The sequence below is a fragment of the Paenibacillus alkalitolerans genome, assembly GCF_016482785.1.
Lineage (GTDB): Bacteria > Bacillota > Bacilli > Paenibacillales > YIM-B00363 > Paenibacillus_AE > Paenibacillus_AE alkalitolerans.
Genome location: NZ_JAEMXM010000011.1, coordinates 121,462 through 137,114 on the forward strand (window position 1 = coordinate 121,462; position 15,653 = coordinate 137,114).

14 protein-coding genes are annotated in these 15,653 nt (G+C 53.4%); 13 read left to right on the forward strand and 1 reads right to left on the reverse strand.

Going from position 1 to position 15,653, the window contains the following annotated elements:
* Positions 1-14: 14 nt before the first annotated feature.
* Positions 15-1,607 carry a YifB family Mg chelatase-like AAA ATPase gene (locus JET16_RS17560; protein WP_199617931.1) on the reverse strand — a complete coding sequence of 531 codons (1,593 nt, stop codon included), beginning with the start codon at positions 1,605-1,607 and terminating at the stop codon, positions 15-17.
* Between the two features lie 390 nt (positions 1,608-1,997).
* On the opposite strand from JET16_RS17560, the gene sucC reads away from it, so the two are divergent.
* The 13 genes from sucC to fliF all read left to right on the forward strand — a co-directional run bounded on the left by sucC (position 1,998) and on the right by fliF (position 15,647).
* A complete protein-coding gene (gene sucC / locus JET16_RS17565; RefSeq protein WP_199617933.1) occupies positions 1,998-3,158 on the forward strand; it encodes an ADP-forming succinate--CoA ligase subunit beta in 1,161 nt (386 codons plus the stop codon).
* A gap of 38 nt (positions 3,159-3,196) precedes the next feature.
* Positions 3,197-4,129: a succinate--CoA ligase subunit alpha gene (gene sucD, locus JET16_RS17570; RefSeq protein ID WP_199617935.1), complete on the forward strand. Its 933-nt coding sequence runs from the start codon at positions 3,197-3,199 to the stop codon at positions 4,127-4,129.
* 103 nt (positions 4,130-4,232) lie between these two features.
* On the forward strand, positions 4,233-5,318 hold the full coding sequence (dprA, locus tag JET16_RS17575) for a DNA-processing protein DprA (RefSeq protein ID WP_233531789.1): 1,086 nt from the start codon (positions 4,233-4,235) through the stop codon (positions 5,316-5,318).
* Between the two features lie 21 nt (positions 5,319-5,339).
* Positions 5,340-7,433 carry a type I DNA topoisomerase gene (gene topA, locus JET16_RS17580; protein WP_199617937.1) on the forward strand — a complete coding sequence of 698 codons (2,094 nt, stop codon included), beginning with the start codon at positions 5,340-5,342 and terminating at the stop codon, positions 7,431-7,433.
* A 37-nt stretch (positions 7,434-7,470) separates the two neighbouring features.
* Positions 7,471-8,805, forward strand: coding sequence for an FADH(2)-oxidizing methylenetetrahydrofolate--tRNA-(uracil(54)-C(5))-methyltransferase TrmFO (gene trmFO, locus JET16_RS17585; RefSeq protein WP_199618069.1), 1,335 nt, complete (start codon positions 7,471-7,473; stop codon positions 8,803-8,805).
* A 75-nt stretch (positions 8,806-8,880) separates the two neighbouring features.
* Entirely contained in the window at positions 8,881-9,786 is a 906-nt protein-coding gene (gene xerC, locus JET16_RS17590; RefSeq protein ID WP_199617939.1) for a tyrosine recombinase XerC, read from the forward strand.
* A 31-nt stretch (positions 9,787-9,817) separates the two neighbouring features.
* Positions 9,818-10,369 (forward strand): ATP-dependent protease subunit HslV, encoded by a 552-nt coding sequence (gene hslV / locus JET16_RS17595; protein WP_199617941.1) that lies wholly within the window; start codon positions 9,818-9,820, stop codon positions 10,367-10,369.
* Positions 10,370-10,374: 5 nt separating this feature from the next.
* Positions 10,375-11,781, forward strand: a complete 1,407-nt coding sequence (gene hslU / locus JET16_RS17600; RefSeq protein WP_199617943.1) for an ATP-dependent protease ATPase subunit HslU — start codon at positions 10,375-10,377, stop codon at positions 11,779-11,781.
* Between the two features lie 23 nt (positions 11,782-11,804).
* Positions 11,805-12,584 carry a GTP-sensing pleiotropic transcriptional regulator CodY gene (codY, locus tag JET16_RS17605; protein ID WP_199617945.1) on the forward strand — a complete coding sequence of 260 codons (780 nt, stop codon included), beginning with the start codon at positions 11,805-11,807 and terminating at the stop codon, positions 12,582-12,584.
* A gap of 218 nt (positions 12,585-12,802) precedes the next feature.
* Positions 12,803-13,210 (forward strand): flagellar basal body rod protein FlgB, encoded by a 408-nt coding sequence (flgB, locus tag JET16_RS17610; protein WP_325176715.1) that lies wholly within the window; start codon positions 12,803-12,805, stop codon positions 13,208-13,210.
* Positions 13,210-13,659 (forward strand): flagellar basal body rod protein FlgC, encoded by a 450-nt coding sequence (flgC, locus tag JET16_RS17615; protein ID WP_199617949.1) that lies wholly within the window; start codon positions 13,210-13,212, stop codon positions 13,657-13,659. Before flgB ends, flgC begins: the two co-directional genes overlap by 1 nt.
* A 23-nt stretch (positions 13,660-13,682) precedes the next feature.
* Complete coding sequence (gene fliE / locus JET16_RS17620) at positions 13,683-14,000, forward strand: flagellar hook-basal body complex protein FliE (protein WP_407673161.1); 318 nt, start codon at positions 13,683-13,685, stop codon at positions 13,998-14,000.
* A gap of 48 nt (positions 14,001-14,048) precedes the next feature.
* Positions 14,049-15,647 carry a flagellar basal-body MS-ring/collar protein FliF gene (fliF, locus tag JET16_RS17625; protein ID WP_199617951.1) on the forward strand — a complete coding sequence of 533 codons (1,599 nt, stop codon included), beginning with the start codon at positions 14,049-14,051 and terminating at the stop codon, positions 15,645-15,647.
* The last annotated feature ends 6 nt before the right edge of the window (positions 15,648-15,653 follow it).

Here is a 15,653-nt window from a genome sequence, read left to right on the forward strand (position 1 = left end):
GCCAAAACATTCGCTTACACGACCGTTGTCACCGGCTTATCAAGCGACCGGTATTGCAGCGCTTCGGCCACGTGCTCTCCTTCAATCCTGTCGCTGCCCTCCAAATCTGCAATCGTGCGGGCGATTTTGACGATGCGATCGTGCGCTCTCACACTCAAACCCATGCTCTCGCACGCATCGGCGATCATTGCAGAAGTGGCCGAATCGAGCTTGCAGTACGCACGAAGCGCTCTTCCCGAAAGCTCCGAGTTGCAGCGGATGCCGCTTCCCGCGTAACGCTTCGCTTGCCGGGCTTTCGCTTGAAGCACCGCCGCGAGCATACACTCCGAGTTAAGTTGACGTTTACCGCTGCTCTTCGGTGTATTGCCGCCGTCTGCACGATACGCTTCATGCAAATTCAGCCGAGGGACTTCTACATGGAGGTCGATGCGGTCCAACAGCGGGCCGGACAGTCTGGACCTGTAGCCGGCGATTCGGTTAGGGTTGCATGTGCATGAACGGTGAGCGTCATTGTGACCTCTATAACCGCAAGGGCAAGGATTCATCGATGCGGCCAGCATGAAAGAAGCGGGAAACGTAAGCGACGTCCGCGCGCGCGAGATCGTCACCTTCGCATCCTCCAACGGCTGCCGAAGCACTTCCAACACGTTGCGGGAAAATTCCGGCAGTTCGTCAAGAAATAATACGCCCCGATGAGCCAAGCTGATTTCACCCGGCTTCGGAACTCCGCCTCCTCCCACAAGGCCGTTAGGCGATATGGTATGATGCGGCGACCGGAAAGGACGTTTGCGCACGAGCGCGCCCCGTTCGGACAGCAGACCGGCCGTGCTGTAAATTTTCGTTACCTCAAGCGCCTCTTCATCCGTAAGCGGCGGCATGATCGACGGCAGTCTGCGGATGAGCATCGTCTTTCCCGAACCGGGCGGACCGATCAGTATGATGTTATGCATACCCGCGGCCGCGATGGTTAGGGCCCGTTTCGCGCCGTGTTGTCCGAGAATATCCGCGTAATCCTCATCCTCTTGCCGAACGGACTGTCCTTTCGGCGTACCTGCCCGAAATCCAAGCGGAAGAGGCGCTTCCCCCGCCGATTGACCGGTTCCCTTATTCCCCCCGGTCAAGTCACTCAAATGATCCACAGTCACCACTTCAACGCCGTCGATTAACCGCGCTTCGCCCGCGTTGGCACTCGGCACGAACACTGTCGTTAACCCCGCGGATTTCGCCGCATGCACCATGGACAAGACGCCCGGCACCGGGCGAATTTCTCCGTCAAGCGCCAGTTCCCCGATGAAGACGGAGCCTTCGGCGATCCGGGCCGGAATTTGGCCTGATGTCATCAAGATACCGGCGGCGATCGCCAAGTCGAAGGACGACCCTTCTTTGCGGACGTCGGCCGGCGCCAAATTAATCGTAATCCGTTTGAGTGGGTAGTCGAACCCGCAATTTTTAATGGCGGCCCGGACCCGTTCCGCAGATTCCCTGATCGAACTGTCGGGCAGGCCGACGATCGAAATCATCGGCAGGCCGTTGGACAAATCGACCTCCACCCGGATAATGGCGCCTTCTATGCCGTGTACGCAAGCGCTCCAACATGTTCCGAACATAAAAACACCCCGTTTCCGATATGATCGTTCCTTCAGCGCGTGCGCGCCGCGGATCGGATCGGAACCGAGGTGCTTCCCCAGCCATTCCAAGTTGATTTTCATTGTAGCAGGGCAATGGATTTTTAGCAATGAAGCGCGTTCATTTCCCGCGGAATTATATTTTTCGAGCCCGATCGTCTTGTTTCGTCACGAACCGTGAAGTTTATGTTCGAAATGTCGAAAAAGTCGCGAGAACGTGTTACAATGGAAAAGTTGGCGCATCGCGGACATGCATGACGAATCTACGGAATGTTTTGCGTTCGTTGAGCGAAACCATGTACGGTCGGGAATACATAGACATTCCTCGCCGGTTCGGAAAGCGCCGGAGAGAATCGAATAGGAGGTTTCTAGATGAACATTCACGAGTATCAGGGGAAAGCTGTGCTCAAACAGTACGGCGTGAAAGTTCCGGACGGACACGTCGCTTTTACGGCCGACGAAGCGGTTGAAGCGGCGAAGAAGCTCGGTACGCCTGTAACGGTTGTGAAAGCGCAAATTCATGCCGGCGGCCGCGGCAAAGCGGGAGGCGTGAAGATCGCGAAGAGTCTCGACGACGTCCGCAACTACGCGTCGGAACTGATCGGCAAGACGCTTGTAACGCACCAGACGGGACCGGAAGGAAAAGAAGTGAAGCGGCTGCTCATCGAGCAAGGTTGCGACATCAAGAAAGAGTATTACATAGGTCTTGTTGTCGACCGCGCTACGGGACGCGTCACCATGATGGCTTCCGAAGAGGGCGGCACCGAAATCGAAGAAGTCGCGGCGCATACGCCGGAGAAAATTTTCAAAGAGGTCATCGATCCTGCAATCGGACTTGCGCCGTACCAAGCGCGCAAACTTGCTTACGCGATCAACATTCCGAATGAGCTTGTGAACAAAGCGGTGAAATTCATGACCGCTCTCTATCAAGCGTTCGTTGATAAAGATTGCTCCATTGCCGAAATCAACCCGCTCGTCGTAACGGGCGACGGCGAAGTCATGGCGCTCGACGCGAAGCTCAACTTCGACTCCAATGCGTTGTTCCGCCACAAGGACATTGTCGAGCTTCGCGATCTGGACGAAGAAGATCCGAAAGAAATCGAAGCGTCCAAATTCGACCTGAGCTACATCGCTCTTGACGGAAACATCGGCTGTATGGTCAACGGCGCCGGTCTTGCCATGGCGACGATGGATATTATCAAGTACTATGGCGGCGACCCTGCGAACTTCCTTGACGTGGGCGGCGGCGCTACGACGGAGAAAGTGACGGAAGCGTTCAAGATCATTCTATCCGACTCGAAGGTCAAAGGGATCTTCGTCAATATTTTCGGCGGCATTATGCGCTGCGACGTAATCGCCAACGGCGTCGTCACCGCTGCGCGCCAAGTCGGGCTTGACCGTCCGCTTGTCGTACGCCTGGAAGGCACAAACGTCGACTTGGGCAAGAAAATATTGAACGAGTCCGGATTGAACATCGTTGCAGCCGATTCGATGGCTGACGGGGCGCAAAAAATCGTCGCTCTTGTGAAGTAGACCCTCATTACAGACCAAAGGATGTGAGGAAGTAAGCCATGAGTATATTGGTAAACAAGAACACGAAGGTGATTACGCAAGGCATCACCGGTTCCACCGGGATGTTCCATACGAAAGGCGGCCTCGAATACGGCACGCAGATGGTCGGCGGCGTTACTCCGGGTAAGGGCGGAACGAACGTCGACATTACCCTCGACAACGGAAACACGGTATCTTTGCCCGTGTTCAACACGGTAGAACAAGCCAAGGCGGCGACAGGCGCAAACGCGTCCGTAATATACGTTCCGCCGGCGTTCGCGGCGGACTCGATCATTGAAGCCGTCGATGCGGGAATTGAACTCGTTATTTGCATTACCGAAGGCATTCCGGTACTTGACATGGTGAAGGTGAGCAAGTACATGGAAGGCAAAAACACCCGCCTCATCGGGCCGAATTGCCCCGGCGTCATCACTCCGGGCGAGTGCAAAATCGGCATTATGCCGGGCTACATCCACTTGCCGGGTCATGTCGGCGTCGTTTCCAGAAGCGGAACCCTCACTTACGAGGCCGTTCATCAGCTTTCGACGCGCGGCATCGGCCAATCGTCCGCAGTCGGCATCGGCGGCGACCCTGTCAAGGGCTCGGAGTTCATAGACATCTTGAAGCTGTTCAATGAGGACCCGGATACGTACGCGGTCATCATGATCGGCGAAATCGGCGGAACCGCGGAAGAGGAAGCCGCCGAATGGATCGCAGCCAACATGAAGAAGCCGGTCGTCGGCTTCATCGGCGGAAAGACGGCTCCTCCGGGACGCCGGATGGGCCACGCTGGCGCGATCGTCTCCGGCGGCAAGGGAACGGCCGCGGAGAAAGTCGCCACGATGGAGCGCTGCGGCATCCGCGTCGCTCCGACGCCTTCGGAGATGGGTTCCACACTCGTCGCGGTCCTCGAAGAGAAGGGCCTGCTCGAGAAGTGCATCGTAAAAAAATAAGAATACGTTATAACAGAATAACAAGGGTAGGTAAGCAACCTTCCGAATCCGGCAATGTCCGGGTGCGGAAGGTTATTTTTTTTCAAGCGAAAGGGGAAATGTTATGAATATAGACGAACGGGCGGTATTGATCGCTCTGCACGACGTGAAAGGTGTCGGATGGGAAACGATAAACAAAATTATGACCGTGACTCCCGATCTGACCGCGCTGCTGGACGAACCGGATCAACTGCTGAAGAAGGCCAAATTGCCGCCCAATCTTATTAGGGATATTTCGCCGGTTTTGACGAATTCGAATATAGCGGGTAAACTTAACTTCTATGAGACCTGTGACGTCCGATTCGTCACATGGTTCGATCACATGTATCCTCCGCTGCTCCGGTACATTCACAAACCGCCGTGGGTTTTGTACGCACAGGGAAATGTGAACCTGCTTACGATGCCGATGCTTGCGATCGTAGGCACCCGGCATCCGACGCCGTACGGCCGGCAGGTTGCAGAATGGTTCGGAGCGGAATTATCGGCTGCGGGGTTCGCGGTCGTAAGCGGACTTGCGCGCGGGATCGATTCATGCGCGCACGAAGGAGCGCTTCAAGCGAAGGGGCCCACGATCGCCGTGCTCGGATGCGGGCTGAACGTTAAATATCCGCCTGAACACTATGCACTGCAGCAGCGAATTGCCAATGCCGGTCTCGTCTTGAGCGAATACCGCTGGAATACTCCTCCTAACAAGACATCGTTTCCTTGGCGAAACCGGATCATTGCCGGAATGAGCAGGGGGACGGTGGTGGTGGAAGCGGCAGAGCGAAGCGGTTCCCTCATTACGTCGGATTTCGCAATGGAAACCGGTCGGGACGTGTTTGCCGTACCCGGTTTAATAACGTCACCGATGAGCGCGGGATCGTTTCAGTTGATACGGGACGGTGCGAAGATGGTTTCGAAACCCGCGGACGTTCTTATTGAATACCATGCGAAAGCAAGCCGGACTTCACAAGAAAATGAGCGTCCGCTTTCCGAAGAAGAGGACGAATTGCTTGCGGTGATGGGAGCCGAACCGGTTACGGTTGACGCTTTGTTGGATCGAACGGACCACACGTTTGGACATTTGCACACCATTTTGTTATCGTTACTGATGAAGAAACGGATTCGGGCATTGCCCGGATCGGCGTATATTGCAAGATTGATATGACGGAAGAGGGGTGTAGGGGAGATGACAGCCGAAACGCTAGTCATCGTGGAATCTCCGGCCAAAGCCAAGACAATAGGAAAATATCTGGGAAGCAAATATATTGTCAGAGCATCGATGGGCCATATCCGCGATCTTCCAAAAAGCCAAATCGGCGTGGAAGTGGAAAACGGTTTTACACCGAAATATATTACGATTCGCGGCAAAGGGGACGTACTGAAAGAATTGAAAGACGCCCGTAAGAAAGTGAAGCGGGTATTTCTAGCGGCCGACCCCGATCGTGAAGGAGAAGCGATTGCTTGGCACCTTGCGCATTATTTGGAAGTGAGCGAAGAAGAACCGTGCCGGGTCGTATTTAATGAAATAACGAAGCAAGCCGTGAAAGAGGCGTTCAAACACCCTCGAAAAATCAATATGGACCTAGTGAATGCGCAGCAAGCCAGAAGAATTTTGGATCGGTTGGTCGGTTACAAGATCAGCCCTCTGCTGTGGAAGAAAGTAAAGAAAGGGTTGTCCGCCGGCCGCGTTCAATCCGTTGCGGTGAAATTGATATTGGACCGCGAGAAAGAAATCAAAGCGTTCGTGCCGGAAGAATACTGGTCGATTACGGCCACGTTGACCGCGGACGGCACCGCGTTCGAAGCGAAATTTTACGGCGTCGGGGGAGAAAAGAAAGAACTCGGCAACGAGGCGGAAGTCAACAGTATCTTGGAGACGATCGGAAAGAAAGCGTTCGTTGTGACGGAGATAAGGGAGCGCGAGCGTCAACGCAACCCTTCGCCGCCGTTCATTACGAGCTCCCTTCAGCAGGAAGCGGCGCGAAAGCTGAACTTCCGCGCGGCCAAGACGATGCAAATCGCTCAGCAATTATATGAAGGGGTTGATATCGGGAAGGAGGGCACCGTCGGTCTTATTACGTACATGCGTACCGACTCCCCCCGTATCTCGCCTGTTGCGCAGGAAGAAGCCCGCTCGTATATTGAGGAAGTTTTCGGGAAGTCATATGTGCCGGAAACGCCTCGCAACTACACGAAGAAGGGCGCCAACGCGCAAGACGCGCACGAAGGCATTCGCCCGACGTCGGCCGTCAGAGATCCGGAATCGGTGAAGCCTTATTTATCCCGCGATCAGTTCCGGCTGTATAAATTGGTTTGGGAACGCTTCATCGCAAGCCAAATGTCGTCCGCGGTACTCGATACGGTTACCGCCGACTTCGACGCCGGCGGGACGACGTTCAGAGCGGTCGGCTCGAAGGTGAAGTTTCCGGGCTTTATGAAGGTATACGTTGAGGGCAACGACGACGGAGTGACCGACGATGACAAGCTGCTGCCACCGCTTGCCGTGGGTCAATCGTTAAAGACGAACAAAATCGACCCGAAGCAGCATTTCACGCAGCCGCCGCCGAGGTATACGGAAGCGCGGCTTGTCCGCACACTGGAGGAGCAAGGGATCGGCCGTCCGAGCACTTACGCGCCGATCTTGGATACGATCCAAAGACGCGGTTATGTGGCGCTGGAAGAAAAAAAATTCGTTCCCACGGAGCTCGGCGAGCTGGTGATCGAGTTGATGGAGCAATTTTTCCCTGAAATATTGGATGTGGATTTCACATCGCATCTGGAAGAGGACCTGGACCATGTCGAGGAAGGCAAAGTCGACTGGGTGAAAGTGCTCGGCTCATTTTACGAATCGTTCGAACAGCGGTTGGAAGTGGCCGAGGACGAAATGAAAGAGGTCGAGCTCCAAGACGAGGTTTCGGATGAAGTATGCGAGAAATGCGGAAGGCACTTGGTATATAAGATGGGGCGGTTCGGCAAATTTTTGGCGTGCTCCGGTTTTCCGGATTGCCGCAACGCAAAGCCGATTGTGAAAGATATCGGCGTGACGTGCCCGACCTGCAAGAAGGGCCGCATCGTGGAGCGCAGAAGCAAACGCGGCCGTCTGTTTTACGGCTGCGATACGTATCCGGGTTGCGAATATGTGTCGTGGGATCAGCCGGTGGCGCAGCCGTGCCCGAATTGCGGTTCGTTGATGGTGTCGAAAAAAACGAAAAACGGCGTTACAGTGCAATGTACTGCTTGCGATTATAAAGCGGAAGTGCAGGAAGAAGACGCCGAATAACGGATATAATGAACGATATGCGCAACTGGAAAGGGGAATCCTCGTGGAACAACGCGTCACCGTCGTAGGCGCAGGACTGGCCGGGAGCGAAGCAGCGTGGCAAATCGCGGAAAGCGGCGTGCCCGTCACGTTGTACGAGATGCGTCCTGTAAGGCGTACGCCCGCCCATCATACCGACCGGTTCGCCGAATTGGTGTGCAGCAACAGTTTGCGGGCCAACGGTTTGACGAATGCGGTCGGCGTATTAAAGGAAGAAATGCGGATTATGAATTCGCTGATCATGAGCTGTGCCGACCGCAATGCGGTTCCTGCGGGAGGCGCGCTCGCCGTGGACAGGGAAGGTTTCTCCGGCGATGTGACGTCTACGCTGCGCGAGCACCCGCTCATCGACGTGAAGACCGGGGAAGTGACGGACATTCCGGAGGGAATTGCCGTCATCGCTACGGGTCCGCTTACGTCGCCAGAATTGTCGGATGCGATCAAGCGGCTGTCGGGCGAGGAATACTTTTACTTTTACGATGCGGCCGCTCCGATTGTGGAGAAAGATTCGATCGACATAAACAAGGTGTTTCTCGCTTCCCGTTACGGCAAGGGAGAGGCGGCATACTTGAACTGTCCGATGAACGAAGAAGAGTTCGACCGGTTTTATGAGGCGCTTATTCACGCGGAGACGGCGCCGTTGAAAGAGTTCGAGAAAGAAATTTATTTCGAGGGCTGCATGCCGATCGAAGTGATGGCGAGGCGCGGCAAACAGACGGTGCTGTTCGGACCGATGAAGCCTGTAGGCTTGACCGATCCAAGGACGGGCAAGCAGCCTCATGCGGTCGTTCAATTGCGTCAAGACAATTCCGCTGGGACGCTGTTCAATCTCGTCGGTTTCCAGACGCACCTGAAGTGGGGCGAGCAAAAGCGCGTCTTTTCGCTCATCCCGGGGTTGGAGAACGCGGAAATCGTACGATACGGAGTTATGCACAGAAACACGTTCATCAATTCCCCGAAGCTGCTGCGGCCGACGTACCAATTGCAATCGCGGGACGAGCTGTTTTTCGCGGGACAGATGACGGGCGTTGAAGGGTATGTCGAGTCGGCGGCGTCCGGATTGATTGCCGGGTTGAATGCCGCCAGATTCGCTCGCGGATCGGAGCCGTTGATCTTCCCCGAGGACACGGCTCTCGGATCAATGGCCCGCTATATTACGACCGCCGATTTCCGGCATTTTCAACCGATGAATGCGAACTTCGGGTTATTCCCTCCGCTCGAATCCCGCATCCGAAACAAGAAAGAGAAGAATGAAGCGATCGCGCAGCGCGCACTGGAGAAAATTCGGAATTTTTCGAATATTTCCAACCGCGGACAAGCGCCCGCCTTGTAAATGGAAACTCCGCTATGTTACGATATGGAAGTCTAAGCTAACCACACGGTTCCGTATCGTAATTGAGGTGTTGTCATGGAATCGGCTCAATGGATCCAACGGTTTTTGCTCTCACTCGAAATCGAGAGCAACGCTTCGCCATATACGATCCGTCACTACGCCTCCGATTTGGCGCAATTTGACGAATTTTTGCAGCAGCAGCGCATTCCCGGGTTTGCTGCTGTTTCTTATGTAACGGTTAGGACATTTCTGGCCGGACTCCACGGCAAGCAGTATGCCAAGCGAACGGTCGCCCGGAAACTGTCGGCGCTTCGCAGCTTTTACGGTTACCTTATGAAAGAGGGACTCGTCGAATCGAATCCGCTGCAGGAAGTGAAAACCCCGAAATTGGATAAACCGCTGCCTAAATTTCTGTACTTGGATCAAACGCTGCAGCTGTTGTCCAAACCGGACGCCTCGACGCCGGCCGGGCAGCGCGACCGTGCTTTGTTTGAGACGTTGTACGGCAGCGGCATTCGGGTAGGGGAGCTTGTGGGGTTAAACGTGGGTTCGGTACGGCTTGACCTCGGCATGGCGCTTGTGTTCGGCAAAGGCGGGAAAGAGCGGTGGGTCCCATTGGGGGAACATGCGGTTGAAAGTTTACGCGTATATATGGGAATAGGGCGGTGCCAGTTATTGGGATCACGGGCGGCGGCGTCGTCAACGGACGCTTTATTTCTGAACCGGGACGGAACGCGGCTAAGCGACCGGAGCGTCAGGCGCATTCTTCATAAATATGTGGAAACGATAGCCGATATGAATCGTATAAGTCCACATACGCTGCGCCATACGTTCGCCACGCACATGCTTGAAGCCGGAGCCGACTTGCGCACGGTGCAAGAGCTGTTGGGTCACGCGCATCTGTCCACCACGCAAGTGTACACGCACGTGACGAAGGATCATCTGCAATCCGTCTACAATCGCGCCCATCCCAGGGCGTAATGTTATTATAAAAATAGGGAGGACGATAGTCATGCAATCATCGTTCCATGCTACGACGATATTCGCGATTCGTCACAACGGCAGAGGCGCCATTGCGGGAGACGGTCAAGTGACGTTCGGAAACGCAATGGTGATGAAGCACGGCGCAAAGAAGGTGCGTCGCTTGTATAGAGGTAAAGTCATTGCGGGATTTGCGGGTTCCGTGGCGGATGCCGTCACTCTCTTTGAAAAATTTGAAGCGAAGCTCGAAGAGCACAGCGGCAATTTACAGCGCGCGGCGGTGGAGTTGGCCAAAGATTGGCGTTCCGATCGGGTGCTGCGCCGTCTTGAAGCGATGATGATCGTCATGGATGCTCAATATTTGCTTCTCATTTCCGGAACCGGAGAAATCATAGAGCCTGACGACGGCATTCTGGCGATCGGTTCCGGCGGAAGCTTCGCGCTTGCCGCGGGGAGAGCATTGAAGCGGTACGCGGGACAACATATGAATGCGAAAGAAATTGCTCATGCCGCCATGACGATGGCTGCGGACATTTGCGTATATACGAACCATAACATTATTGTGGAAGAATTGGAGGGGTAGCAAGGATGGAGTCGAGAGAAGCGTTAACCCCCAGGCAAATCGTTGCCGAGTTGGATAAATACATCGTCGGACAGAAGAACGCGAAACGTTCGATGGCCGTGGCGCTGAGGAACCGGTATCGCCGCAGCTTATTGGACGAAGCGATGAAAGACGAAATTATGCCGAAAAATTTGTTGATGATCGGGCCGACTGGCGTCGGAAAAACCGAAATCGCCCGCCGCTTGGCGAAGCTGGTGAACGCGCCGTTCGTCAAGCTAGAAGCCACGAAATTTACGGAGATCGGGTACGTCGGCCGCGACGTGGAGTCGATGGTGCGCGATTTGGTTGAAACGGCGATCCGTATGGTGAAGACAGAGCGAACCGAAAGTGTGAAAGATAGAGCCGAAGCGCTTGCCAACGACCGGATCGTCGCCATCTTGGCGCCTTCGCCGCACAAGGAGAAACCGATGCGCAACCCGTTGGAGATGATCTTCGGGAACGCCGGCGGAACGCAGCCGGCGCAAGAGGCGGTCGAGACGGATCCGTCGTTGTCGGAACGCCGGACGGAATTGAAACGCAAGCTTATGGCCGGTCAATTGGAGAACGATACGATTGAAATCGAAGTGGAAGAGAACGCGCCGAACATGTTCGATATGCTGGCGGGGCAGGGCGGCAACGAGCAGATGGGTGCGAACATGCAGGAGATGTTCGGCAGCTTCTTGCCGAAACGGACGAAACGCCGCAAGTTAACCGTGAAGGAAGCCCGAAAGGTGCTCACCCAAGAGGAAGCCCAAAAGCTGATCGACATGGACGATGTGATCCAGGAATCGATTCGGAGAGCGGAGCAGTCGGGAATCATTTTTATTGATGAAATCGATAAAATTGCAAGCTCTTCCCGAGGAGCGGGGCCCGATGTGTCGAGAGAAGGCGTTCAGCGGGACATTCTCCCCATTGTGGAAGGCTCCACGATCATGACGAAATACGGTCCGGTAAAAACCGATTACGTTCTGTTTATCGCCGCCGGCGCATTCCATGTGGCTAAGCCGTCCGATTTGATACCGGAATTGCAGGGACGGTTTCCGATCCGGGTGGAACTGAGTTCGCTCACCCAAAGCGATTTCGAATTAATATTGAAAGAACCTCAGAATGCGCTGACTAAACAATATACGGCTCTTCTCGAAACGGAAGGGATCGGGATCGAATTTTCCGATGCGGCTATTTCGGAAATTGCCAGGGTTGCGGCCGAGGTAAACCAGAACACCGAGAACATCGGCGCGAGAAGATTGCACACGATTTTGGAAAAGCTGCTGGAAGATTTATCGTTTGAAGCCCCCGAAATCACGTTGGAGCATATCGTCATCACCCCGGAATATGTTCGTGAGAAGCTCGGCGAAGTGGCGAGAAACCGCGACTTAAGCCAATATATCTTATAAACTCGAGAGGCATGTAGAATAGAATGAACTTGTTGACGAAAACAAGGCGGTTGAACAAACTGCTGCAAAAAGCGGCCGGCACCTCGGTAAATTTCATGGAGATGGGAGAGGTGTTACGGGATATTATAGGCGCAAATATCTACGTCGTTAGTCGCAGAGGGAAAATATTAGGCTGCGGATTGATCCGGGAGCCGGAGGAGCAAGAGTTTCGTCGAATCGTGTCGGAAGAGCGGCGGTTTCCTCCAGAAGTGAACCACTGGTTCATGAACATTGACGACACGACATCCCACTCCGAGGAAAATAGTCCGTATAGGGCGCTCGTGGCAAAAATCCAAGAGGTCATCCAAGAACAATACGTGACCGTCGTACCGATTCTTGGTGCGGGGGATCGTATCGGCACGCTTGTCGTCTCGCGGGAAGACCGTCCGTTCGGCGAAGACGACCTCATTCTCGCAGAATACGGTTCGACGATCGTTGGAATGGAGATATTGCGGGAACGAGCGGAGGAAAGCGAGCAAGAGGCAAGAAGCAAGGCTGTCGTCCAGGTTGCCGTCGGGAGCTTAAGCTTTAGCGAACTGGAGGCGGTCGAGCATATTTTCGACGAGTTGAACGGGAAGGAAGGACTGCTTGTCGCCAGCAAAGTGGCGGACCGCGTCGGAATCACCAGGTCGGTCATCGTCAATGCGCTTCGAAAATTGGAGAGCGCAGGAGTCATTGAGACCCGGTCCTTAGGGATGAAGGGAACGTACATTAAAATATTGAACGACAGGCTTATCGACAAAATTGTTAAATCGAGAGCCTAACAACTTATGTAAACAAAGGGCTTTAGTTCTAAATACCTACAACACTTTGCTGTTGTAGGTTTTTTTTTCATTTTTCCACATCATTTCTCATAAAAAAATTGTCGAAATAAAGCAGGATTATTTTCGACATATGTTGAATAAGAATATCTGACTATTTTTCAGCTTCTAATTACATAATCGGAGAATGGGATTTGATTTGCATGGGAAGGAGGACCCCTGTGATCGGTTTAACCGGGAGTCATTTTCGTTTGCTTGAACGAACGTTGGATGCGGCCAGCTTGCGCCAATCCGTTATTGCGAACAACATTGCGAATTCTGACACGCCTTATTACAAGAGGGCCGAAGTTCAATTCGAGGACTTGCTTCAACAGCAAATGGGGAACTCTGTGCGAACTCTTAAAGGACGTCGCACCGACCCCCGCCATATTTATATCGGCGGCCAAGGGCCGAATGTTGAGCCCCAAATAAAAATCGATCGAAATACGGTGATGAACAACAACTTAAACAATGTCGATATCGATGCGGAGATGGCGCTCATGGCGAAAAATCAGCTTCGTTACAATACGCTAATTCAACAGGTATCGCATGAAATCAAGATGACTCGTACCGCGATGGAGGGCAGATAATGCGCATCACGAACGGATTTGATATCAGTTCTTCGGCATTGACTTCCCAACGGCTTCGTATGGACGTCATCTCCTCGAACATTGCGAACGCCGAGACGACGCGCGGCAAGCTCGTGAATGGGAGATGGGTCCCATATCAAAGAAAGCTTGTAGTTATGGAACCGAAGGCTAACGTCTCTTTTGCCGAAATGTTGAGAGGGAAGATGGGAAACTCGGCGGGCGAGGGCGTCAAGGTTTCGAAAATTTACAACGATCCGGAGCCGTTCAAGCAAGTTTATAATCCGGCGCATCCCGACGCCGACGAGAACGGCTTCGTCTTAATGCCCAACGTGGACGTAATGAAAGAGATGGTGGATATGCTGTCCGCCACCCGTTCATACGAAGCGAACGTAACGGCGTTGAACGCATCGAAAGCATTGATCACGAAAGCTCTCGAAATCGGAAAATAACATGTTGAAAGGGAAGATACGCAGTGGAAGTATCCGAAATCCGCGCAAACCCGTTACAATTTGTGACAGCCAAGAATAACGTTACTCCGATCGCAGAGAGCAAAGGGGCGGCCGAAATTGCCGGCTCGTTCGGAAAAACGCTTGCACAAGCTTTGAACCAATTGGAACAACAAGAACAAAACGTTCGAGTCCTTAACGAAGGATTCGTTACCGGTCAAGGAGTGGATGTTCATACTTTGATGATCGCCTCGGAAAAAGCGCATCTCGGTCTGCAGTTAACCGTGCAGGTCCGCAACAAAGTTATTGAAGCGTACCAAGAAATCATGAGAACGCAGCTGTAATTTTGTTGTGATCAACTTATGGGCTTGCGAGATTAAAGAGGTGACATCGTGAATGAGACGCTTGTCCGGTACCGGGAGTCTTTCGTACGGTTCTGGAATCAATACAGCCAAAAGCAGCGAATTTTTTTCATCAGTGCGTTTATTCTAAGCGTCGCGACCATTGCTTTGCTAGTCGTACAATTTTCAAAAACCGAATATTCCGTCGCTTTTACGGATTTGAATCCTGCGGACGCGGCGAACGTCAAGGCATATCTGGAAACCGCGGGCGTGGATTACAAGCTTAGCAGCGACGGGAGGACGATCGGTGTTCCAAGCACGATGGTTTCTTCAGTAAAGATTGATGTGGCATCGCAAGGACTTGTTACAAACGGGTCGATCGGATACGAAATTTTCCGGGAGAACATGAGCAGCTGGAGCATGACCGACAAGCAGTTCGACGTGCTGAACAACGGTGCGAGAGCAGGAGAAATTCAACGGCTGATCAATCAGATAAACGGAGTAAGAAGCTCTCAGGTTCTCATTAATGTGCCGAAGGAAAGCGTCTTCTTGCCGGCAGAAGGCGCGGAACAGCGAGCGTCTGCGTCGGTTGTCGTCAATTTTCAGCCGGGGCAGCCTCCGGACCAGGCGAAGATCGATACGATTTACAACCTGGTAGCGAAGAGCGTGCCCGGACTGGCGCTCGAGAACATAACGATTTCCGACCAGAACGGGGAATTGCTTCCCTCCTCGAAATTAGGCGGAGGTTCAGGCGCGGCGGCCGGCATCATCGAGAAACAGCTGCAAATCAAGAAGCAGTTCGAGCTTGACCTGCAGCGTAATATCAACGGGTTTCTCAGTACTCTGTTCGACCGCCAGAACGTCGTTGTCAGCGTATTTTCCACGTTGAACTTCGACAAGAAGACGAGCGATCAAAACATCGTTCAACCTTTCAATGAAGAAGACGGAACAGGGGTCGTTATTTCGGAAGAGGATAAACAAGAGACCGTCAACAGCGACGGGGTTCAAACCGGAGGCACGCCGGGAACGGGCGAATCCGATATTCCGAATTATCCGGGGGCTGCGTCCCAAGGCAATTACGAGTCCGAAAACATCGAAAGAGTCCGGAATTACGAAATTACCAGAATACGCAATCAAATCGAATCAAGCCCTTATGTCGTTCAGGATTTAACGATTTCAGTGGGAATTAACTCGAATGAGAACGGACCGAATCCGGTTTCGCCCGAGACGCTGCAGCAAATCGAGAACGTGCTTACCAATATCGTCGGCGCTTCGCTTGCAAATAACGGACTTACGTTGACCGATGATCAACTTCGATCGAAAGTGTCCGTCATCTCGCGTAACTTTGTAGGCGCTCCGGTTCCCGACGACGTGCAAACTTCGGACCAAATGTTGTTATACGGTTTAGGCGGAGCGGCGGTCGTCGCGCTCTTGGCCGGCGGCGGGTATGCCGTCATGCGCAGAAGAAAGGCGAAAGCGGAAGAAGCGGCAATGATCGAAGCGGCGTTCCAAGCCGAGAAGAAAGAACCGGTGCTCGATATCGAATCCGTGAACAACGAAAATCAAATTCGCAAACAGCTGGAGAACTTGGCAAAGCGCAAACCTGAAGAGTTCGTGAACTTGCTGCGCACATGGATTGTGGATGAATAGAGGTGT